The following is an 18700-nucleotide window of genomic DNA, read 5'->3' as shown; positions in this document are numbered from 1 at the left end:
GTTGATTTATGCCCTATCAATATTGATAGGACAAATGTAGTTTTGAATTATAAGAGTTTAGGAGAGTTGCAAATTTGCAAGGATGGATTTTTTACAAATCAAAATCATCTAATGTGTTGTAATTGTTCCAAGTAATTGAAAATGTATTAAATAAAACTTTTCTATCTTCTTCTCCTGAGCCAGATACAATGTAATATTTGGCAAAAGAAGCATCCATTATTTTATAAAATGCAGATTTAATTCTGGAGAGGTGGGTATAAATAGCTTTTGTTTCTAAATTAATTACATCATCAATACTCTTAGCCATTTTATCATAATCCAATTGGTTTGAAACTGAAGTATATATGGTAAGCAATTCTTTTTTGTAGTTACTAAGTTCTTTTAAGTTAATGCCTTCGGGATATTTTAGAAACAAGAAATAGATGGATTTAGTTAAATGACTTAATTCCACTTCTTTTTTGAAATAGGGAAGTTGAATTTTATTCTGATAATCAATTTCCATTTTGCTGATACTTTTAAAATCAATCTTTTCAGATTGCTTATTAAGTAAGTCTTTTAAAATAGGTATGAGAAACAAAAGTTGACCACTGTCTTTGAGTTCTGTTAATCTATTTTCTATATCCTTTACCAATTTTTTAGCATCATCATCAAGTTGTTCTGAATATGTTGGTAAAAAGTTTAAATCAATTGAAAAATCTCCATTTCCAAGAGCAAAATCTCCCCATTCTTCAGTACTTAAATATTGTATTACTTCTTCGAAAAATAATTCATAATTTTGATTAGAGTTGGAGTGGAAAAAATCAGAAACTCCAATAGCTCCATGACTCATATTAAAAAATAGCAATCCTGATTTTATACTACCTTTATAATTGAGTAGATTTAAGAGCTCCTCACTATCAACTTTAGAGGGTATAAAGTTGTCTTTATTTAATATTTCATCAATTCCATCAGCGGCTATTCTTACTGCTTGTTTTATTACTTTTTCACTATATTCTTTTGATGCTAGATTTGGAATTTGATAATAATTAAGCTGAGGGAAATAGTAGGCTACAACTTCTTCAAGGTTTTTTGAAGAGCACATTACTAAAGGTGGATAAATAAAATTAAATCCCTTGGATTTAAATCTAGATTTAAGTACTTCAAAGTTTTTTCTGATGTATAGGCTTAGTTCTTTATTTTGCTCTTTTTCAAAATAAATAACATAATTGTCTGGAAAATTAAAATTATTTCCAAATGCTGTATGAGTATTTAATTCTGATAGTTCTACAATTATGTTATTTAATTCATGCATTTAATTATCATTTAAAGCAACGAATATAAAAAAGCTATTAACATTATATGTTGTTTTAAATAAAAAAATGAAAATCATTCAAATTAAGAGGGGTTTTGTCAAGCCTACATTTTCAACTTAACTTTCCTTCATTAGAAAAGCTATAAAAACCATTTTTACTTATAATTAGATGATCTAATAGGTTAATACCTAGTAACTCTGCACATTTGCCGATACTCTTAGTCAAAGTAATATCTGTTTCACTATGCAAAAGTTTGCCACTTGGATGGTTATGACACATTATTATTCCTGTAGCATTGCACTTTAAAGCTACAGCGAAAATTAATCTTTGGTCAACAACAGTTCCTGTGATACCACCTTTTGATAATGGATATACTCCTAGAACCTCATTGGCTCTGTTTAATAACAATATTTTAAACTCTTCTTGCAATTCTATTGTGTCTAAATTCCATGAAGCTAATAAAACGTCGTAAGCATCTTCCCCTGATTTAATTTTTACTTTGGGAGTATCACTAGTACTATAGGCTACTTTTATTTCAGACACATTTAATAGCGTTTTTTTCATTTCCGGTTTAATTAGGTTAAAAAATAAAAAAGTAAATAACCTATGCCTGATTATAGACATAGGTTATTTTTCTAATGCACTAACTGACCATTAGTTGAGAAAGTATTACCTGTTGGGGCGTTACTCATAAATTCCTCAATGGTAGTTTTACTTTTCTCTGGAGTTTGAATATGAGCTTCTTGCTCAACATATTCAAATCTGTGTGAAAGTGTAATAATTTCTCCTGTATCTTTAATGGTGTAGGAGTATTCTTCACATTCTACTTTTCTAACAGTACCAGGAAGTTCTGTTCCAATTAATGATTGACAAGTAAGCTCATCAAAAGTACATGACATATTTGCTTTTCTAGCTGTCATATAAAGCTTTCCTGTTTCTTGGGATTTTACTACTTCAATCCCGCCTTGAAGTTCTAGAGTGAAGAATACTTTTCCTTCCTCTGTTGTTCTTTTTTGATAGTTTACAATTCTTACCATTTTTTCTAGTTTTTGAGTTTAACATTAAGATTTTATACAACACTTTTCCAGATAAAACTCTTGGCTTTCAACTCAAGATAAATTTACCTGCAGAATAATTTTGTACTTGATACAACACCAGGGGGGGGGGTATTGTAATCACTCAGAATTGGTGGGGGTTTTGAGACAAGGAGGGTTAGGCTTAAAAAAATTTTAAAAATTTTAAAAATTTTTTTCAATCTATTTTACTACTTTTATGCAACAGTACAAAAATCTTTGGAGCTAAAAGCTACCATTGATGCAATGGTGTATGAGTTGTATGGTTTAACAGCGGAAGAAATAGAAATTGTAGAGAAAAGTTAATTATGGATAGTTTTAAGGATAAAATATTAGGTGAATGGTTGAATAGCTCTATTAGATATGTTTTTTATGAAGATGGAAAACTTACTATTAATTGGATTAAAGATAATTCTTTAAGTAGAGGAATATGGAGTATTGAAAGTGATGAAATAATGTTTAAGTATGGTGCTAATTTGCACCAAACTTGGAAAGGAAGAATTAACCATATAAATGTCCAAGAGCTTTCTATAACTGATGTATCTCATCAAAAAGGAGTTATAGATGTATTATACAGAAGGGAATTATCAATAATTGACCCTATTATTGAGATTAATAATAATATAACTCCAACACCTGAAAAGAAAAACTTTAAAGAAAAACTAACAGAGACTGTTTGGGGAGTTATTAGTATAGTTTTTATGGCAGCTTTTTTGGGTGGTATGTTTTATGTAATCTATAAATATGGTTTTAAATATCAAAGTCATGAATATAACTATTTTTTTATAGGTTTGATGTTATTTGTAGCTTCAGCCATACCAATAATATTTATTTTTTATAAAGGCTCTGACCATGATACTTTGTTTTTAAAAGGTTACTTTATTTTTTATGCATCAATTATAATAGTCCCCATGCTGTATTATATATTAGTTATTTTTTTTGCAATAATATCCTTGTGGTATTATTTACTTGTGATAGGTGTTATAATAGCTTTAATTGTACTCTCTCTAAATAAAGAAGTAAAGTGGATACATAAATCTATAATCATTTTCATGTCTATAGCAAGTTTATACTTTCTTTATGATGCTAAATCTATTTTAAAAATAAAATTTGAAGTATATTTTGACAATAAGATAGTAGGAACTTCTTCAGAAGAAGATGAATAGGAGCCCCAATGATGAGGCTCCGTTTTTAACTCAAAAACCAAGCATAGTTAGAATTACTATAACTCAGTGCTTTTGAGATACCTTTACTGAAATCAAAGGCATTCACTCCTCTAGAAAGGAAAGTGTCAATGTAGGAGCTTTTATTAGCTCCTGTGAAAAGGTTAAACATGTTCCAAAGATTAATGTCTCCATTTTCTTGTCTACAAAAACTTTCATCATTGTAGTAGTCTTTGGCAATAGTGGAAATATGCCCATCATTCATAAGTAATTCAGGGAGTATTAGCTTTTCCTTTTTTGGGAGATAATTATACAATCTGCTTTTACCTATAATTTGAGCAAATTGGCTTTCTGAAAGATGATAATTTTGTAAATCTTGCATATCTTTTAAATGCTGGTCAGGAAGATAATTTTCTAGGACATTAGACATTCTAATTATTAAATCAGAAGTACTCATTACCTTAATTTCATCCTTGTAACCATCAGTAGAAATACACATATTACAACACACCATATTTTGAAATCCAATAAAGAATTTAAACTTTTCAAAACTCTTTTTATTGTATAGGTTTTCTGTATTGTAAGCTCTTACTCCTCCAACTGTTAAAGCCAAAAGATTGCCATTTATATTTGCTGTTATTGATGGAATTCTGAAAATAAAAGCCATTCTTTCATAATACATGGTTCTTTGATGTTCTGTTAATTCTTTAGCAGGAACATGTAGTGCATCTGGAGTTCTGCCTCTAATGAGATGACTTGTCCTAATTTCAGGCTTATCTACAACCTCATTAGGAAAAACTTTTAAAATTGAAGCATAAGCTGCTTCAATAAATTCCTGATGAGAAATAGTAATTTCATTATCTTTAGTAAATACAGGAATAATGCAATCTTCTTTTAAATGAGAAAGGCTAACCTCTTCTGTGTTAGCCTCTATAAAGGGTGATTTAGCAACAATTTTAGGCGTACTCCTAGAAGGAAAAACTACACTTTCTTGCTTTAAGAGTATTGGTGCATTTTGTTCAGATTTAACTGGTTTGAGAGTAAGTTCCGTTTCCATTTTTTGATACATTAGAAATAAGGTTAGTTAAAAGGTTCTTTTTGTTTATAAATTCTTGTTCCATACTCTTGGCTAAATCAAGGTTGTTTTGATACAAATCTGAGAGCTCATGTATAGTCATACATTCTACTATTTTCTGCTGCATCTCGGATTTTGTCATGGTGTTATTACACCATTCTAATATCTTTTTACCTGTATGAGTATTGATAAGAAATTGGGGCTTTCCTTCAAACAGTAAAGTCCTGTCTTTTGATGCCACTGCAAAGTGTTTGCTATCAATATCAAAAACAATGGTAAATTCATAGCTGATTTCATCACGCTGAATTGCCTTTAAACCCACTTTTTCTGGAACCAACTTACCATTTTTTTCACTTATTACATAATCTTGTTTTACTCTCATGGTAGCAATTACATGAGCATTGCAATTAAGCATCTTATCTACAAATGCTTTTTGCATAGGAGTAATTTTGCTCCAATTGGTAAAACTATTTCCAGGCAATGAAGCATGATAGTCAATTAGAAAATCCCAACAATGACTTGTGGAATCAATAATAATAACTTCAATTCCGGAATTGATACAAACATCAATAGCTTGTATATACCTTTCAGGGGAATGAGGATTACTTAGGTTAAGCACACTGTATTCTCCCAAGTGAGCATAGAGATTGGCAGAACCATTTTCTGTGTCAATCACAGCTACTTTGTTCATTTCTCCATTTATGAGTCCTTGAGCTATTAAAAGGGCACTCATTGTTTTTCCTGAACCTGATGGTCCTTGTAAAGCCATTTTTATCTTGGCTTTACTTCTTTGTGATTTTTGTAATTGCATGGTTTAATTATTAAAAAAGTTGATATTAATTGGTTGGAAATTTTCCATCAGTGGAAATCCATCAATAAAAGATAAACATTACCATAACTAGGGATTTTTAAGAGTTAAGAATAAACTTGTTCTCTTATTGAAGGAAATCCAATAATGGTTTTAAAAAGAATACCCAATAAAAAAGGGAGACTAAATCTCCCTTTTATTTATTGCATTATTCTTGTGATATCAATAGGATGAATTGTCCTATTTGATTTCTTTTCAATAGCAGGTTCTAAATACATTGTCAATTCCTTATTTACTTGTTCTAGATGTTCATTTTTGTAGATTAGAGGGATTAGTTCAATGATTTTGCATGCATTAACAAAATAGTAGGTTACCTGAGAGGGTCTTCCATCTATTAAACTTGTTTTAATATTACAATTTAAGAAACCAAGTCTAACAAACTTTTTAACTATTGTATTTGCTTTGTCTTTCTTAATTCCTAATTCAATATGAATTGTGTTATAGGAATAAAAAAACTCTTTAAACTTGAATTGATGGAATTTGATTAAAAGAGTTTCAAAAAGAACTCTTTCTTCACATGAAAAAAAATCAGGTTTATACTTTTGAAAGGAGAGTAATCTTAGTCCAAAAATTGAATCATAGTCAAGGACAAAATAATTCAGCCCTTCACTAAATTTATCCATAACTTTTTTTCTATTCATGAGTATTTTTGAGCCAAGATTTAATAGCTTGGTATAGTTCTTTTCTTCATTGTTGTTGTCTTTGTAAATAGGAAGTAAAACATATTTTACTGTGTTGCCATCTTCAAAGTTTTCATCAAATTGTAATGTTTCATCATAGAACTCAATTTCTATTTCTTCATTAAGCTTCTTAGTTTCACTCTCATTTTTTTTACTTTCACTTGAGTAATCAACTTGATTGTTTAAATTATTAATCTCACTCTTATACTCATTTTGTTCTTGAAAACAAACTCCATAACTCAATAATTTCTCATTCATTTTAATTCATTTTAAGTTTCACATTTATTTTTTTATGGATTAATATTTAAAAAACTTCATTTTTAAATTGTCTTTTAAAATCCTTACTCAAAACAACATTTATAGAGAAATCCGAACAGTTATACTTTGTATCCATTTCCTTTTTAATCAATCCTTTAAATGTACAAGAAAATTTGATTACCCTGCAATCATTAAATAGTTTTCTTGTTGTTAATTTGATTTCACTTACTGTAACAGGATTTTCAAGATGAAAGCCATATTCTAAATGAGTAATTTCAAATTCTCTTAAAAAAGGAATTCTTTTTAAAATTTGTTTAATAACAATTCTTAAAGTAGAATTTTGGAATTTTTCAATTAATACAGAAGTTACAGGGTCTGTATTATTGTAAAAATAATAAATGGATTTTGCCAGTAAATCTAAATTATTTACAATAATGGAATCATCAATTGATGATTTAATAATATCATTTGAAACAACCTCAGGATTCCTAATTTCATAACTTAAATAAGCATTATCAAAATACTTTTGAGAACCAATAATTACATTTAGACCATATTGGTTTTTTAATTTGATTTTTAAATAATCTACCATAACCTACTTTTTTAATAACGTTAAACATTCTAAAACTTCACTTTTTTTGTAATACCTCCTGTTACCTATGGCATAGCATTTTAACTTACCATCTCTAGTCCAATACCAAAGAGTAGTTGAGTCAATTTTAAGTAAACGGTAGGTTTCTTCTCTAGTTAAAAGAGTTTCGTTTTTCTCTCTTTTTAGAGCTTCAAATACATCATTTAACTGGTTTTTTACAGTTGTATTGATGATTTCTTTTAGTTGTTGTACATCTAGATTGTGTACAATAATTGAATCAGACATAATTGTTTTTTTTAAATTATGGCTGCAAGTAGTTTTAGGTGTTTTTTAGGGTTTCCCTAATTCGTTTTGTTAGCTGAAAATCCCATATCAGCAAGCTTTTTTGAAACCTTTTTAACAGCTGGATTTGAATTTAATGGGTTATTCTTCTGACCTGAAGTTGGACTAAAAATGGGATTGATGTAGGATTGTAATGTAGTTGCATTTTCACCCGTAATTGCAGATAAATATTCAGCAAGTTTATTTATGGATAAGTTAAATGGAGAAAGTTTTTTAAGATAATCAAGAACTCCAACTTGATGTAAAAAGATAATTTTTTCTCCACAAGATGTATCACTATAATCAATCAATTTTTCAACATTTGAAGGATTAAGTGTTTCCATTTTGTTTTCAAGTAATTTGATTTTTTTTCTAATGGGGTAAATTAAATCAGGATGATAATTAGTGTTGCTAAAGTTCCTTTCTGAGTTTTTTAGTATGTTTATTTCACTTTCAATAAATTCAATTTCATTGTGAATTTCATTAAAGTCATTGTTTAAAAACTCATTTAATCTATTATCATAATTTTTAAAATAAGTTTCTGTAGAGCAATAACTCCAGTAGATATTTTCTTTTTTACTTGCTAAAAATACTTTATGAGATAAATCAAAGATTGTATCATTTATTGCACTTAAATGATTTTTTAAATCATTGGATATAGTATCTCCAGATAATAAAAAAATCTGATCTCTTTCACACTCTTGTAAATTAGAATATAACTCTTGAAAACTCATAATTAAAACTATATTAGTTAGTAAAAATAATCATCTTGAGCTAATTTTTATCTTTTCTATTAAGCTTTTTACTTAATTTTTTCATGTGCTCACTCACTTTAGATTTTACCACTTTACCATAGTGAGCTTGTGTTATACTCATTTCAGAATGTCCAAGTAGTTCACTAACTATTTCCATTGGCACATCATTGTAAAGTAGAATTGTAGTAGCAAATGTTTTTCTTGCTAGATGATGAGTTAGATTCTTTTGAATACCTACAATTTCAGCAACTTCTTTGATGTATGCATTGAAGTTTTGATTTGAGATTACAGGCAATAGCTTATTATTTTTAAGATTGCTGTTCTTGTATTTGTTTAAAATCTTAATTGCATCTGGCAACAATGGGATTGCTATTTCCTTGTTTGTCTTGTCTCTAATCATCTTAATCCAGTCAAATCCATCAAAACCAACTTCAATGTGTTTATCCTCTAGCTTAGCCATTTCATTATAGGCTAACCCTGTGTAACAACAGAATACGAACATGTCTTTTACTTGTTCTAATCTTTTAGAGGCAAATTTGTATTCTTGTAGTTCTTTTAGTTCTTTAGGAGTAAGGAAGATAACTTCTTTTTTTGGTTTGGGATTTTTGTGTAGTAGAAATGGGTCTTTAAAAATATAGTCATTTGCTACGGCTAATTTTATCATTTGCCTAAACCTTTGAATTGTCTTATAAATGGTGTGCTGTTTAAACTGCTTTTCAGCCTTTAGGTAATATTCAAAGTCTGAAATAAAGATTGGTTTTAGGTCTTTTAGTAGATAATCTTTTTTGTGGAATTTATCCCAAATGAAAATTTTTAGATGCTTTTGAGTTTGGTAGAATTTAGCCACAGATACTTTTGTAGTTTCTATTCCTATGAGTTTTTCTTGTTTTTTGATGTGTAGGTCAAAAATATCCATTAATGACTTATCAATATTTAAAGTTACACCTGCATACTGATTATAGATATCTTCTACACTAAACTCTTTTTGTTGAACTTGTAGAAATAAAAAAGCCTGATTAATTTTTGATTTAATCAGGCTTAGTTGTGTGTTGATATGGTTATTCTCATCATTGGGAGGCTTTGCTGTTTGATTTGCACTGTCCCAATATTTAGGATTTATAAATAATCCTGTGGAGAATATTTTTCTGGTTCCTAAAAATGTAATTCTACATCTTATAGGGGCTTTTCCTTGACTAGTTAACTTAACTTTATTCAAAAGGAATAGGATTTTTATGTTTATTATGTTCATAATTTTTCTGAGTTTTTGTAGGGTGTACCTTGATGAAATTTGGGTGTACCTTAGGGTATACCAAGAGGGTGTACCTTGTTAATTTATGGGTGTACCCATAGGTGTACCTAAATTGCAAAAAGAAGGTGTGATAATTGAAGGTACACCTAAATAAATTTTGTGAAGTAAAGTTTGATAAGTGTCTGTTAACTCCAGTAAAATCAAAGCATAAAAAAAACTCCAACATTTCTGTTGAAGTTTTTTGTGGGCGATGAGGGGTTCGAACCCCCGACCCCCTCGGTGTAAACGAGGTGCTCTGAACCAGCTGAGCTAATCGCCCGATAGTTATATCAGTAAATTGACAAAAGTTGTGGGCGATGAGGGGTTCGAACCCCCGACCCCCTCGGTGTAAACGAGGTGCTCTGAACCAGCTGAGCTAATCGCCCTTTGTCGTGTTTGATTGTTATCAATCAGGGTGCAAATATAGCGCTTAAATTTTAATTTGCAAACATTTTTTACAAAACTTCTGCTACTACAAAAGTGCTTCCTCCTATGTATATGAAATCCTTCATAGAAGCATTTTTTTGAGCCTTTTGATAAGCCTTTGAAACAGAATCACATACTTCCCCAAGCAATCCAAAACGAGCCGCTTGCTCTGCTAATTTAGTCGCTTCTAAACCACGTAAAACAGCTGGCTTACAAAAATAATATTTTGCATTTTTAGGAAACAAAGGCAAAATTTCTTCTAAATCCTTATCCGTTACAACACCCAAAACAACATGAAGTTGTTCAAACTTTTCATGTGCTACCTGATTGAGCACTATCTTTAGTCCATGCGGATTATGTGCGGTATCACAAACCGTTTTTGGAGCCTCACTCAACTGCTGCCAACGTCCTTGTAATCCTGTATTTCTTATCACCTGAAGAAATCCTTTTTTAATAGTTTCTTTCGAAATTTTAAAATTGGTTTCTTTTGAAAGAATATTCAAGGTTTGTTGAACCGTTTTTTTATTTTGAAGTTGATAATCCCCTAACAAAGAAGAAGCATAGGTATCCTCAATCAAATCGGAAGCAAAGTAAAGTTCTGATTGACTCTCTTTGGCTTTTTTAATAAAAACCTCTTTCGTTTCTAACGTATACTCCCCAACAACAACAGGAATCTTATTTTTTATGATACCTGCTTTTTCAAATGCGATTTGAGCTTCTGTAGTTCCTAAAAATTGGGTGTGATCTATACCAATATTGGTAATTACCGAAATCAAAGGAGTAATGATATTGGTAGAATCCAATCGCCCTCCCATTCCTACTTCTATAATGTTAATATCCGTTTTTTGTTGCATAAAATAATCAAATGCCAAACCTACGGTCATTTCAAAAAAACTCAACTGATGTTCTTGAAAAAAGGGCTTATTTTTTTCTATAAATTCACAAACAAACGCTTCTTCAATCGGCGTTCCATTAATCTTTATGCGCTCTTTAAAATCTTTTAAATGTGGAGAGGTATACAGTCCTACTTTATAACCCGCTTCCTGTAAAACAGAAGCTAAAAGATGCGACGTAGACCCCTTCCCATTGGTGCCAGCCACATGAATACACTTTAAATACTGCTCAGGATTTCCTAAATGATTAGATAACAAAATGGTATTCGTCAAATCTTTTTTATAGGCCGAAGCTCCTATATTTTGATACATGGGAAGTTGTTCGAACATCCAATTTATGGTACTTTTGTAATTCATTATTTTAAATAAAAACGCATTAAAACAAAATATTTTTACAATTTTGTAGTTTACTATACTATTAGAATTTATCTTTAATGCAAATTTGAGATTATTTTTAAAAACAAAATCAATTAAAACGGAATATTATGATCAACTTTTTTCTACAAGTCCAAAATGACACTATTGCAAAAACAGCGGGTGTTGTTGTTGAAGGCACAATAAAGACGAATGAAATTTCGGTATTAGGTTTTATTTTAAAAGGAGGATTTTTCTTAATTCCGATTGCATTGTTGCTTTTTTATACCTTTTATATAATCGCGGAACGTTACTTTTACATACACAGAAGAGCGGTGATCGACCCAAATTTAATCCGTGACATTCGAGAGAACTTAAATGCTGGAAATTTAGATGCCGCTGTAGCTATTGCTGATAAAAACGGAACTGCATCGGGATATGTTTTGAAAGAAGGCATATTAACCATTGGAAGACCCATTTCGGAAATTGAATCGAATATGGAGCGTGCCGCTAATATTGAGGTAGGTGAAATGGAGAAAAAACTGGGTCAACTCGGACTTATCGCAGGGATTGCACCTACATTTGGATTCATTGGAACTATTTCTGGAGTTATTAAAATATTTTACAGCATATCTCAAACGGAAGACATCAGTATTGGTAATATTTCTGGTGGATTGTATGAAAAAATGATAAGCTCAGGGGCTGGTCTAGTTGTAGGAATCATCGCTTATTCTGCCTATCATTTATTTAATGGAAGAATTGATAGTTTTACGCTTGCCATTCAGAAGCAAGTATTAGATTTTGTTAACATAATTCAGCGTCCAAATGGTAAAACGAAATAAACGATTTCATGCAGAAGTAGCGACTTCTTCATTGAGTGACATCATGTTTTTCTTGCTTTTATTTTTCCTAATCATTTCGACATTAGCAAATCCAAACGTGATTAAGATGACTTTACCTAAGTCTAAGACCAACGAAAAAACGAACAAACAATTAATTACGTTATCAATAACCGAAGATAAACGGTATTATCTAGACAAAGACGAAGTCTCTTTTGATCAAATCGAACCCAATTTATTATCAAAAATGGGAGGTTCAAAGGACCAAACGGTGGTAATCCGAATTCCTTACAATCTTCAAGTTCAAGATTTAGTCGATGTATTACAAATTGGAGTAAAAAACAAATTAAAGTTTGTAATTGCTACAAACAATTCGAAGTAACACTAAAAAAGAGGAAGCTAATTCCTCTTTTTTTATGACATTATTTTTACCTATTCTTTAATTTCAAAATTATATCTAATAGTTCCTACTTGCTTTTCAAGTCCATCAGGGCTAGGAGTCCATTTTGTTTCCATTGCAGCTGATTTAGCTTGGTTTGTCAAACAAGGTGCTGTATTTGTTGTACCTCTATACCCTGGTTTAGCATCAATTACATTTCCGTTTTTATCTACTGTTATTTGAACAACAACGGTTCCTTCTTCATTACAATTATAATTAGGTTTGGGTTTGTTTACCGCTTGTCGGCCTGCTAATGAATAACCAATTCCAACACCTTTCCCATTTCCGCTTCCGCTTCCGCCACCACTTCCACTTCCCGATCCTGGTCCAGTTCCTATTCCTTTTCCAGGACCTGAGCCACCTCCAGAACCGCCACCCGATCCTCCTGTTCCTGAATATCCATCAGAATTTATATCTCCATTTGAACGTCCTTTATTTCCTGATGCAGCATCATTTCCATCGCCTCCTTTTTTGTTGCCTTTAATGAAATTAGCCACTGCATCATCCACTTTTCTAACTACTGGTTTCTTTACTTCTATGGGTTTAGTAATATTTGGCTTTACTATGTTTTTAACATTTTTAACAGGGTCTTGTTTTGGGATAGACACATCCGTTTTATCACCTTCATCCTCTTGAGTCAAAATGGGATCATCTGCCACAGGTTGTGCTGACGTACTTTTAGTATTTTGGGTAATTTCAAGTTCTTTACTTTGAAAATCATTTCCAGAACCTAATTCGGAGTCACCAAAATTTACAGTCACACCGCCTCCGCCTCCACCAACAATAAGCGCTTCTAGTTCTTCATTGGAAGGAGGCCAAAAACGAATAAAAAACATGATCAAAATCAGTATAGCATAGAGTAACGTAGCAATAACGAGCGATTTTGTTCTATCAGAATGTGTGCCTTCAAAATTCATCTTATCTATTTTTACTTTAGTAACGTAACTATTATTTAAAAATTGTCTTTGAAACTTGCTGTTCTGGCTTTAGTATTCCGTAAAAGCAAATACCCAATAATCCCTGAAATTAATGATGCTACTACAATAACAAACTTAGCATTATTCACAATCACCACGTCTTGAAAAGCTAAAATAGTAATAAATATTGACATCGTAAAACCTATCCCTCCTAAAAATGCTACTCCAAAAAGATCATTCCACTGGACATTACTTGGCAACTTAGACAGTTTTAACTTGATACTCAAAAAAGCAAAACTTATGATTCCTAAAGGTTTTCCTACACAAAGTCCAATCATAATTCCTAAAGAATAGTTTTCATGAAAAATAGAGGTCCAATGCTTATCAATTGCTATCGCTGTATTACACAAAGCAAATAAAGGCACTACATAAAAAGCAACTGGAATATGTAAATTCATTTGAAGTTTATGAGCCAATTCATTGCTCCTTTTTTTATTCAATGGAATAGAAAATGCTAACAAAATTCCAGCTATTGTGGCATGAATTCCAGAATGAAGCATAAAATACCACATTAAAAAACCTCCGATAGCCGTAAAGACCAAAGAACTTTTATTAAACTTATGAAGGACCAAAAGTCCCAAAAACACTACGAACGCCCAAAATGCATATACTAAATGTAAGGTCTTGGTATAAAAAAGCGCAATAATAACTATAGCACCTAAATCATCAATAACCGCCAATGCTGTTAAAAAAACTTTAAGTGCAAGAGGAACTCTATTTCCTAATAAAGATAAAATTCCAATTGCAAAAGCAATGTCTGTTGCCATTGGAATTCCAAATCCAGAACTTGTGCTCGACTTGTAATTACATACAAAAAATAAAAAAGCGGGAAGAACCATACCTCCTACAGCACCAAATAAGGGTAAAAAAGTATCTTTTATATTAGAAAGTTCCCCTTCAACCCACTCTCTTTTTAATTCTAATCCAATAAGTAAAAAAAAGAAAGTCATCAACCCATCATTGATCCAAAATTCGATCGAATGACCTGCTATTTCATTATGCCAAACGGTTCCGTAAGAAGATATAAACGAGCTATTTGTTAAACATAACGAAACTATCGTACAAAACAACAATACCAATCCCCCAGCTTTCTCGCTTTCAAAAAAAGATTTAAAAAGTAGGGTTGCTTTCAATTATATCAATTGGTTTAAGGCTATCTCATAGGCTGTGGCACTCAAGTTATTTTTTGATGGGTTTTTTTCAAAAGTTTTTTCAATAGCTTTCTTAATCGTTTCAGAAATATCATAAAAAACAGCCTCATCGGTCATGAGTACTTTCTTTTCCATAAAATAAGCAAAAACTCGAGCCATTCCACAATTGGAAATAAAATCGGGAATCAAACTAACTTGAGCATCGGTAGCTTCCATGATGGGACCATAAAAAATCTCCTTGTCCGCAAAAGGTACATTCGCTCCACAAGATATTACTTCCAATCCAGAGGAAATCATTGCTTTTAGTTGGTCTTGCGTTACCAATCTGGAAGCCGCACACGGAGCAAAAATAGCAGCACCAATAGTCCAGATTTTGCGATTAATCTCTTCAAAAGGAATCATATTTTCGGCAACTAACTTGTTTCCGTCTTTATTTAAAAACAATTTCCGAATTTCATCAAATGTAAACCCTTCTTCTTTGAGAACTCCTCCTTCTCTATCAATAATTCCTACAATTTTAACCCCCATTTCAGCTAAGTAAAAGGCAGCTGCAGAACCGACATTTCCAAAACCTTGAATAATTGCTTTTTTTCCTTGAAAATCCCCACCATACGTATTATAATAATGACGGACCGCTTCAGCTACTCCATAACCCGTTATCATATCCGCAACTGTATATTTTCTCAAAACATCAGGAGAAAATTTAGGATTTTCTATGACTTTGATGACACCTTGTCGTAATTGCCCAATTCTATTAATTTTATCGGCCTCAGTAGGCATAAAATGCCCATTGAACACCCCTTCTTGTGGATGCCAAACGCCACATTCTTCTGTATAAGGAATAACTTCGTGAATTTCATCAACATTTAAATCGCCTCCTGTCCCGTAATAGCTTTTTAATAAAGGCGACACCGCTTTATACCATCTCTTTAATACACCTTCTTTTCTAGCATCGTTGGGATCAAAATTAATTCCAGACTTGGCTCCTCCAATTGCAGGTCCTGAAACCGAAAACTTCACTTCCATAGTTTTAGCCAACGACAAAACTTCATTCATATCCAACCCTTTTCGCATACGTGTTCCACCGCCAGCAGCACCTCCACGTAAGGAATTGATAACCGTCCATCCTTCTGCTTCCGTTTCAGAGTCTTTCCAATTAAATACAATTTCAGGTTGTTTATTTTCAAATTTTTTTAATAATTCTTTCATAGTTTGTTTGTTTGTGGTGCAAATATAAGTTATTCCAACAAATTGATTTACTAATGGAGTTTTTACATTTTTCTTTTTGTCCCTATATATTTGAAAAAACAAGATAAAAAAAGCTCATTGTTGATTCAATGAGCTTTGCTGTACTTTTATTTTTTCTGAGGCGGATATTGTGCCAATATTTTATCGACAAATTCCTTGATTCGCGCCTCTTTTTCATCGGCATTTTTGGTCAAATAGCCCGTACCTTCCCCTTGCCAAATCAATTCTTTGGTTTTTGCATCAATCAAATCAATGAAGAGCGTTCCTTCTGGAGTAGTATAGACATTCGAATATCCCATTCCCCATGGACTCCAACCAAAACCCCAACCAAAACCAACATTATTATACACATCGACTCTCTGGCTTTCTTTTGTGAAAATACTCACCAACACATCGGGTGTTTCGCTTTTTGAAAACCCTTTTGTAGCCAGAGCCTCATCAATAGCGTGTAAAATTCGTTTCTTATCCAAGTCGGAAATTTCAACTTTATCCACCGCACTTTTCAAATAGGCATACGTTTTGTAGCTGTTGAAATTTGCCTTGTTGTCATAATCATAGTTTACTCGAACCGAACTGCACGATGCGAGAACTAAGAGTAGAATAAGTGTTAAAAATTTTGGTGTTTTCATAGCTTATTATTTTATCGTTTAACAATCTTTAATGTTTATATTGTTTGAAACAGTTCGATTGAGTATATTTTAAACACTCAAAATTTTAAACAGCTTTAAACTATAATAAATTTTCATCAACTATATTAGGGATGGTAACTTTTAATAAAGGTTGCGTCTCCATAGCTCTTTTTATTGCAAAAATTGCGCCTTCATTTCTAGCCCAACTTCTTCTAGATATCCCGTTATTAACATCCCAAAAAAGCATCGACTCCAATCGTCTCGATGCTTCTGGAGTTCCGTCAAGAACCATACCAAATCCGCCATTGATTACTTCTCCCCAACCAACGCCACCGCCATTATGTATAGACACCCATGTGGCACCACGGAAACTATCTCCAATAACATTGTGAATAGCCATATCGGCAGTAAAACGAGATCCATCATAAATATTTGAGGTCTCTCTGTATGGAGAATCTGTTCCTGAAACATCATGGTGATCACGTCCCAAAATCACAAACCCAATTTCGCCCTTTGCAATGGCTTCATTAAAAGCTTTTGCGATTTTGATACGTCCTTCCGCATCAGCATATAAGATTCTTGCTTGAGACCCTACAACTAATTTATTTTCTTGAGCACCTTTTATCCATTGAATGTTATCAGCCATTTGTTGCTGAATTTCAACGGGTGAATTTTTCATCATTTCTTCCAATACGTCACAGGCAATTTTATCCGTTTTTACCAAATCGTCTGGATTTCCCGATGCACAAACCCATCTAAATGGGCCAAAACCATAGTCAAAACACATAGGTCCCATGATATCTTGCACATAACTTGGGTATTTAAATTCCCTACCCAACGTTGGATGTTCTTGTAACACATCGGCTCCGGCTCTTGAAGATTCTAGTAAAAACGCATTTCCATAATCAAAGAAATACGTTCCTTTTACAGTATGTTTGTTAATAGCATCAGCATGTCGACGGAGCGTTTTTTGAACTTCTTCTTTGAATTTTGCTGGATGGTTTGCCATCATCTCATTAGATTCCTCAAACGTATACCCTATTGGATAATATCCTCCTGCCCAAGGATTGTGCAACGAAGTTTGGTCGGAACCTAAATCAATATGCAAATTTTCCTCATCAAAACGCTCCCATACGTCTACAACGTTTCCGAGATAGGCAATGGAAACCGTTTCTTCATGAGCTAATGCTTTTTTAACTCGGGGTACTAATTCATCTATATTTTCAATAATTTCATTAATCCATCCTTGAGAATGACGAATATGGGTAATTTTTGGATTGACTTCGGCACAAACGGTTACGCACCCAGCAATTGTTCCTGCTTTAGGTTGTGCTCCAGACATTCCACCAAGACCAGAAGTAACAAATAATCCGCCTTTTGGATTCTTTTTAATTTTCCTGAAACCGTTCAAAACCGTAATGGTTGTTCCATGAACGATTCCTTGTGGCCCAATGTACATATAACTCCCTGCGGTCATCTGTCCGTATTGTGACACACCCAAGGCATTCATGCGCTCCCAATCATCTGGCTTCGAATAATTTGGAATCACCATACCGTTTGTCACTACCACCCTTGGTGCTTCTTTATGGGAAGGAAAAAGTCCCATAGGATGTCCCGAATACATGACTAACGTTTGTTCATCTGTCATTTGTGACAAATACTGCATCGTTAAAAGATACTGTGCCCAATTTTGGAAAACAGCACCATTACCGCCATAGGTAATCAATTCGTGAGGATGTTGTGCTACTGCATAATCCAAATTATTTTGAATCATGAGCATGATGGCTTTAGCTTGTTCACTTTTTCCTGGATATTCCGAAATTGGTCTAGCATACATTCTGTACTCAGGACGAAAACGATACATATAAATACGTCCATAAGTTTCCAATTCGTTCTGAAATTCAGGAAGCAATTGTGCATGATGTTGGGGTTCAAAATAGCGTAACGCGTTTTTTAAAGCCAATTTTTTTTCCTCAGGGGTGAGTATCTCTTTTCGCTTTGGCGCATGATTGATGGTTACATCATAAGGTTTTACTTGTGGTAACTCCGATGGAATTCCCTGCATAATTTGTTCCTGAAATGTCATTTTATATGTAGTTTGTTATTGTTTTTGTTGCTATTTAGGTTTGTCACTGTGTTTACTATTGTTCATTTTCTTCATTTCTCCCGTTTTTTTATCAAACCCATAAGGACAATGTTTGCAACCGCTTTTGCAACAATAGCCTCTTTTCAAATGGTATTTTTCTGTAAAACATCGATAGCCTTCAACGGTAAGATAATAATCTTCTCCTTCTAAAAGCTCTTTTGAATTAAATTTTTCATTCATAGCTACAAATTTAACAACTTTGAATAAATTGAAAGAAATAGTTTTCATTTATT

20 protein-coding genes and 2 tRNA genes are annotated in these 18700 nt (G+C 32.4%); 3 read left to right on the top strand and 19 right to left on the bottom strand.

Annotated elements, in window-relative coordinates; translation table 11 throughout:
• Positions 1–91 precede the first annotated feature (91 nt).
• From CLV55_RS03635 to CLV55_RS03625, 3 genes are all read right to left on the bottom strand, one after another.
• A complete protein-coding gene (locus CLV55_RS03635; RefSeq protein ID WP_112112381.1) occupies positions 92–1291 on the bottom strand; it encodes a cytochrome P450 family protein in 1200 nt (399 codons plus the stop codon).
• 112 nt (positions 1292–1403) lie between these two features.
• Complete coding sequence (locus tag CLV55_RS03630) at positions 1404–1856, bottom strand: JAB domain-containing protein (protein WP_112112380.1); 453 nt, start codon at positions 1854–1856, stop codon at positions 1404–1406.
• Positions 1857–1927: 71 nt separating this feature from the next.
• The gene (locus CLV55_RS03625) at positions 1928–2329 is read right to left on the bottom strand and encodes a hypothetical protein (RefSeq protein ID WP_112112379.1); all 402 of its coding nucleotides are present in this window, start codon (positions 2327–2329) and stop codon (positions 1928–1930) included.
• Between the two features lie 344 nt (positions 2330–2673).
• On the opposite strand from CLV55_RS03625, the gene CLV55_RS03620 reads away from it, so the two are divergent.
• Positions 2674–3531 carry a hypothetical protein gene (locus CLV55_RS03620; protein WP_112112378.1) on the top strand — a complete coding sequence of 286 codons (858 nt, stop codon included), beginning with the start codon at positions 2674–2676 and terminating at the stop codon, positions 3529–3531.
• A 25-nt stretch (positions 3532–3556) separates the two neighbouring features.
• Here the strand turns inward: CLV55_RS03620 and CLV55_RS03615 are convergent, their stop codons facing one another.
• The 10 genes from CLV55_RS03615 to CLV55_RS03570 form a co-directional block, all read right to left on the bottom strand.
• On the bottom strand, positions 3557–4585 hold the full coding sequence (locus tag CLV55_RS03615; RefSeq protein ID WP_112112483.1) for a DUF3871 family protein: 1029 nt from the start codon (positions 4583–4585) through the stop codon (positions 3557–3559).
• Entirely contained in the window at positions 4554–5414 is an 861-nt protein-coding gene (locus CLV55_RS03610; protein WP_112112377.1) for an ATP-binding protein, read from the bottom strand. The genes CLV55_RS03615 and CLV55_RS03610 overlap by 32 nt, the downstream gene beginning before the upstream one ends.
• Positions 5415–5611: 197 nt before the next feature.
• On the bottom strand, positions 5612–6409 hold the full coding sequence (locus CLV55_RS03605) for a hypothetical protein (protein WP_112112376.1): 798 nt from the start codon (positions 6407–6409) through the stop codon (positions 5612–5614).
• Positions 6410–6455: 46 nt separating this feature from the next.
• A complete protein-coding gene (locus CLV55_RS03600) occupies positions 6456–7001 on the bottom strand; it encodes a hypothetical protein (protein WP_112112375.1) in 546 nt (181 codons plus the stop codon).
• A 3-nt stretch (positions 7002–7004) separates the two neighbouring features.
• A complete protein-coding gene (locus CLV55_RS03595; RefSeq protein WP_112112374.1) occupies positions 7005–7286 on the bottom strand; it encodes a helix-turn-helix domain-containing protein in 282 nt (93 codons plus the stop codon).
• A 56-nt stretch (positions 7287–7342) separates the two neighbouring features.
• Positions 7343–8056, bottom strand: coding sequence for a hypothetical protein (locus tag CLV55_RS03590; RefSeq protein ID WP_112112373.1), 714 nt, complete (start codon positions 8054–8056; stop codon positions 7343–7345).
• 40 nt (positions 8057–8096) lie between these two features.
• Entirely contained in the window at positions 8097–9326 is a 1230-nt protein-coding gene (locus tag CLV55_RS03585; RefSeq protein ID WP_112112372.1) for a site-specific integrase, read from the bottom strand.
• A gap of 244 nt (positions 9327–9570) precedes the next feature.
• Positions 9571–9645: transfer RNA gene (locus tag CLV55_RS03580), tRNA-Val, on the bottom strand.
• A 31-nt stretch (positions 9646–9676) separates the two neighbouring features.
• A tRNA-Val gene (locus tag CLV55_RS03575) sits at positions 9677–9751 on the bottom strand.
• A 69-nt stretch (positions 9752–9820) separates the two neighbouring features.
• Positions 9821–11041, bottom strand: coding sequence for a bifunctional folylpolyglutamate synthase/dihydrofolate synthase (locus tag CLV55_RS03570; protein WP_112112371.1), 1221 nt, complete (start codon positions 11039–11041; stop codon positions 9821–9823).
• 128 nt (positions 11042–11169) lie between these two features.
• On the opposite strand from CLV55_RS03570, the gene CLV55_RS03565 reads away from it, so the two are divergent.
• Both CLV55_RS03565 and CLV55_RS03560 read left to right on the top strand, forming a co-directional pair.
• The gene (locus CLV55_RS03565) at positions 11170–11880 is read left to right on the top strand and encodes a MotA/TolQ/ExbB proton channel family protein (RefSeq protein ID WP_112112370.1); all 711 of its coding nucleotides are present in this window, start codon (positions 11170–11172) and stop codon (positions 11878–11880) included.
• Positions 11864–12259: an ExbD/TolR family protein gene (locus CLV55_RS03560; protein ID WP_112112369.1), complete on the top strand. Its 396-nt coding sequence runs from the start codon at positions 11864–11866 to the stop codon at positions 12257–12259. Before CLV55_RS03565 ends, CLV55_RS03560 begins: the two co-directional genes overlap by 17 nt.
• 50 nt (positions 12260–12309) lie before the next feature.
• On the opposite strand, the gene CLV55_RS03555 is transcribed toward CLV55_RS03560, so the two are convergent.
• From CLV55_RS03555 to CLV55_RS03530, 6 genes are all read right to left on the bottom strand, one after another.
• Positions 12310–13233, bottom strand: coding sequence for an energy transducer TonB family protein (locus CLV55_RS03555; RefSeq protein WP_112112368.1), 924 nt, complete (start codon positions 13231–13233; stop codon positions 12310–12312).
• A 35-nt stretch (positions 13234–13268) separates the two neighbouring features.
• Positions 13269–14426 (bottom strand): Na+/H+ antiporter NhaA, encoded by a 1158-nt coding sequence (gene nhaA, locus CLV55_RS03550; protein WP_112112367.1) that lies wholly within the window; start codon positions 14424–14426, stop codon positions 13269–13271.
• A complete protein-coding gene (locus CLV55_RS03545; protein ID WP_112112482.1) occupies positions 14427–15653 on the bottom strand; it encodes a Glu/Leu/Phe/Val dehydrogenase dimerization domain-containing protein in 1227 nt (408 codons plus the stop codon).
• 146 nt (positions 15654–15799) lie between these two features.
• Positions 15800–16321: a DUF4136 domain-containing protein gene (locus CLV55_RS03540; RefSeq protein WP_112112366.1), complete on the bottom strand. Its 522-nt coding sequence runs from the start codon at positions 16319–16321 to the stop codon at positions 15800–15802.
• Between the two features lie 100 nt (positions 16322–16421).
• Positions 16422–18407 (bottom strand): urocanate hydratase, encoded by a 1986-nt coding sequence (locus CLV55_RS03535; RefSeq protein WP_112112365.1) that lies wholly within the window; start codon positions 18405–18407, stop codon positions 16422–16424.
• Positions 18408–18437: 30 nt separating this feature from the next.
• A complete protein-coding gene (locus CLV55_RS03530) occupies positions 18438–18647 on the bottom strand; it encodes a DUF5522 domain-containing protein (protein ID WP_112112481.1) in 210 nt (69 codons plus the stop codon).
• Positions 18648–18700: the final 53 nt, after the last annotated feature.

It is taken from the genome of Flavobacterium aciduliphilum (assembly GCF_003268855.1).
Classification (GTDB): Bacteria; Bacteroidota; Bacteroidia; order Flavobacteriales; family Flavobacteriaceae; genus Flavobacterium; species Flavobacterium aciduliphilum.
The sequence above is the reverse complement of the archived record's forward strand: the minus strand, read 5'-3'. Positions and strand labels throughout refer to the sequence as shown.

Excerpts from the sequence above, each read along its gene's own strand:
- CLV55_RS03635 (WP_112112381.1), bottom strand. The coding sequence starts at position 1,291 with ATGCATGAATTAAATAACATAATTGTAGAACTATCAGAATTAAATACT.
- CLV55_RS03630 (WP_112112380.1), bottom strand. The coding sequence starts at position 1,856 with ATGAAAAAAACGCTATTAAATGTGTCTGAAATAAAAGTAGCCTATAGT.
- CLV55_RS03625 (WP_112112379.1), bottom strand. The coding sequence starts at position 2,329 with ATGGTAAGAATTGTAAACTATCAAAAAAGAACAACAGAGGAAGGAAAA.
- CLV55_RS03620 (WP_112112378.1), top strand. The coding sequence starts at position 2,674 with ATGGATAGTTTTAAGGATAAAATATTAGGTGAATGGTTGAATAGCTCT.
- CLV55_RS03615 (WP_112112483.1), bottom strand. The coding sequence starts at position 4,585 with ATGGAAACGGAACTTACTCTCAAACCAGTTAAATCTGAACAAAATGCA.
- CLV55_RS03610 (WP_112112377.1), bottom strand. The coding sequence starts at position 5,414 with ATGCAATTACAAAAATCACAAAGAAGTAAAGCCAAGATAAAAATGGCT.
- CLV55_RS03605 (WP_112112376.1), bottom strand. The coding sequence starts at position 6,409 with ATGAATGAGAAATTATTGAGTTATGGAGTTTGTTTTCAAGAACAAAAT.
- CLV55_RS03600 (WP_112112375.1), bottom strand. The coding sequence starts at position 7,001 with ATGGTAGATTATTTAAAAATCAAATTAAAAAACCAATATGGTCTAAAT.
- CLV55_RS03595 (WP_112112374.1), bottom strand. The coding sequence starts at position 7,286 with ATGTCTGATTCAATTATTGTACACAATCTAGATGTACAACAACTAAAA.
- CLV55_RS03590 (WP_112112373.1), bottom strand. The coding sequence starts at position 8,056 with ATGAGTTTTCAAGAGTTATATTCTAATTTACAAGAGTGTGAAAGAGAT.
- CLV55_RS03585 (WP_112112372.1), bottom strand. The coding sequence starts at position 9,326 with ATGAACATAATAAACATAAAAATCCTATTCCTTTTGAATAAAGTTAAG.
- CLV55_RS03570 (WP_112112371.1), bottom strand. The coding sequence starts at position 11,041 with ATGAATTACAAAAGTACCATAAATTGGATGTTCGAACAACTTCCCATG.
- CLV55_RS03565 (WP_112112370.1), top strand. The coding sequence starts at position 11,170 with ATGATCAACTTTTTTCTACAAGTCCAAAATGACACTATTGCAAAAACA.
- CLV55_RS03560 (WP_112112369.1), top strand. The coding sequence starts at position 11,864 with ATGGTAAAACGAAATAAACGATTTCATGCAGAAGTAGCGACTTCTTCA.
- CLV55_RS03555 (WP_112112368.1), bottom strand. The coding sequence starts at position 13,233 with ATGAATTTTGAAGGCACACATTCTGATAGAACAAAATCGCTCGTTATT.
- CLV55_RS03545 (WP_112112482.1), bottom strand. The coding sequence starts at position 15,653 with ATGAAAGAATTATTAAAAAAATTTGAAAATAAACAACCTGAAATTGTA.
- CLV55_RS03540 (WP_112112366.1), bottom strand. The coding sequence starts at position 16,321 with ATGAAAACACCAAAATTTTTAACACTTATTCTACTCTTAGTTCTCGCA.
- CLV55_RS03535 (WP_112112365.1), bottom strand. The coding sequence starts at position 18,407 with ATGACATTTCAGGAACAAATTATGCAGGGAATTCCATCGGAGTTACCA.
- CLV55_RS03530 (WP_112112481.1), bottom strand. The coding sequence starts at position 18,647 with ATGAATGAAAAATTTAATTCAAAAGAGCTTTTAGAAGGAGAAGATTAT.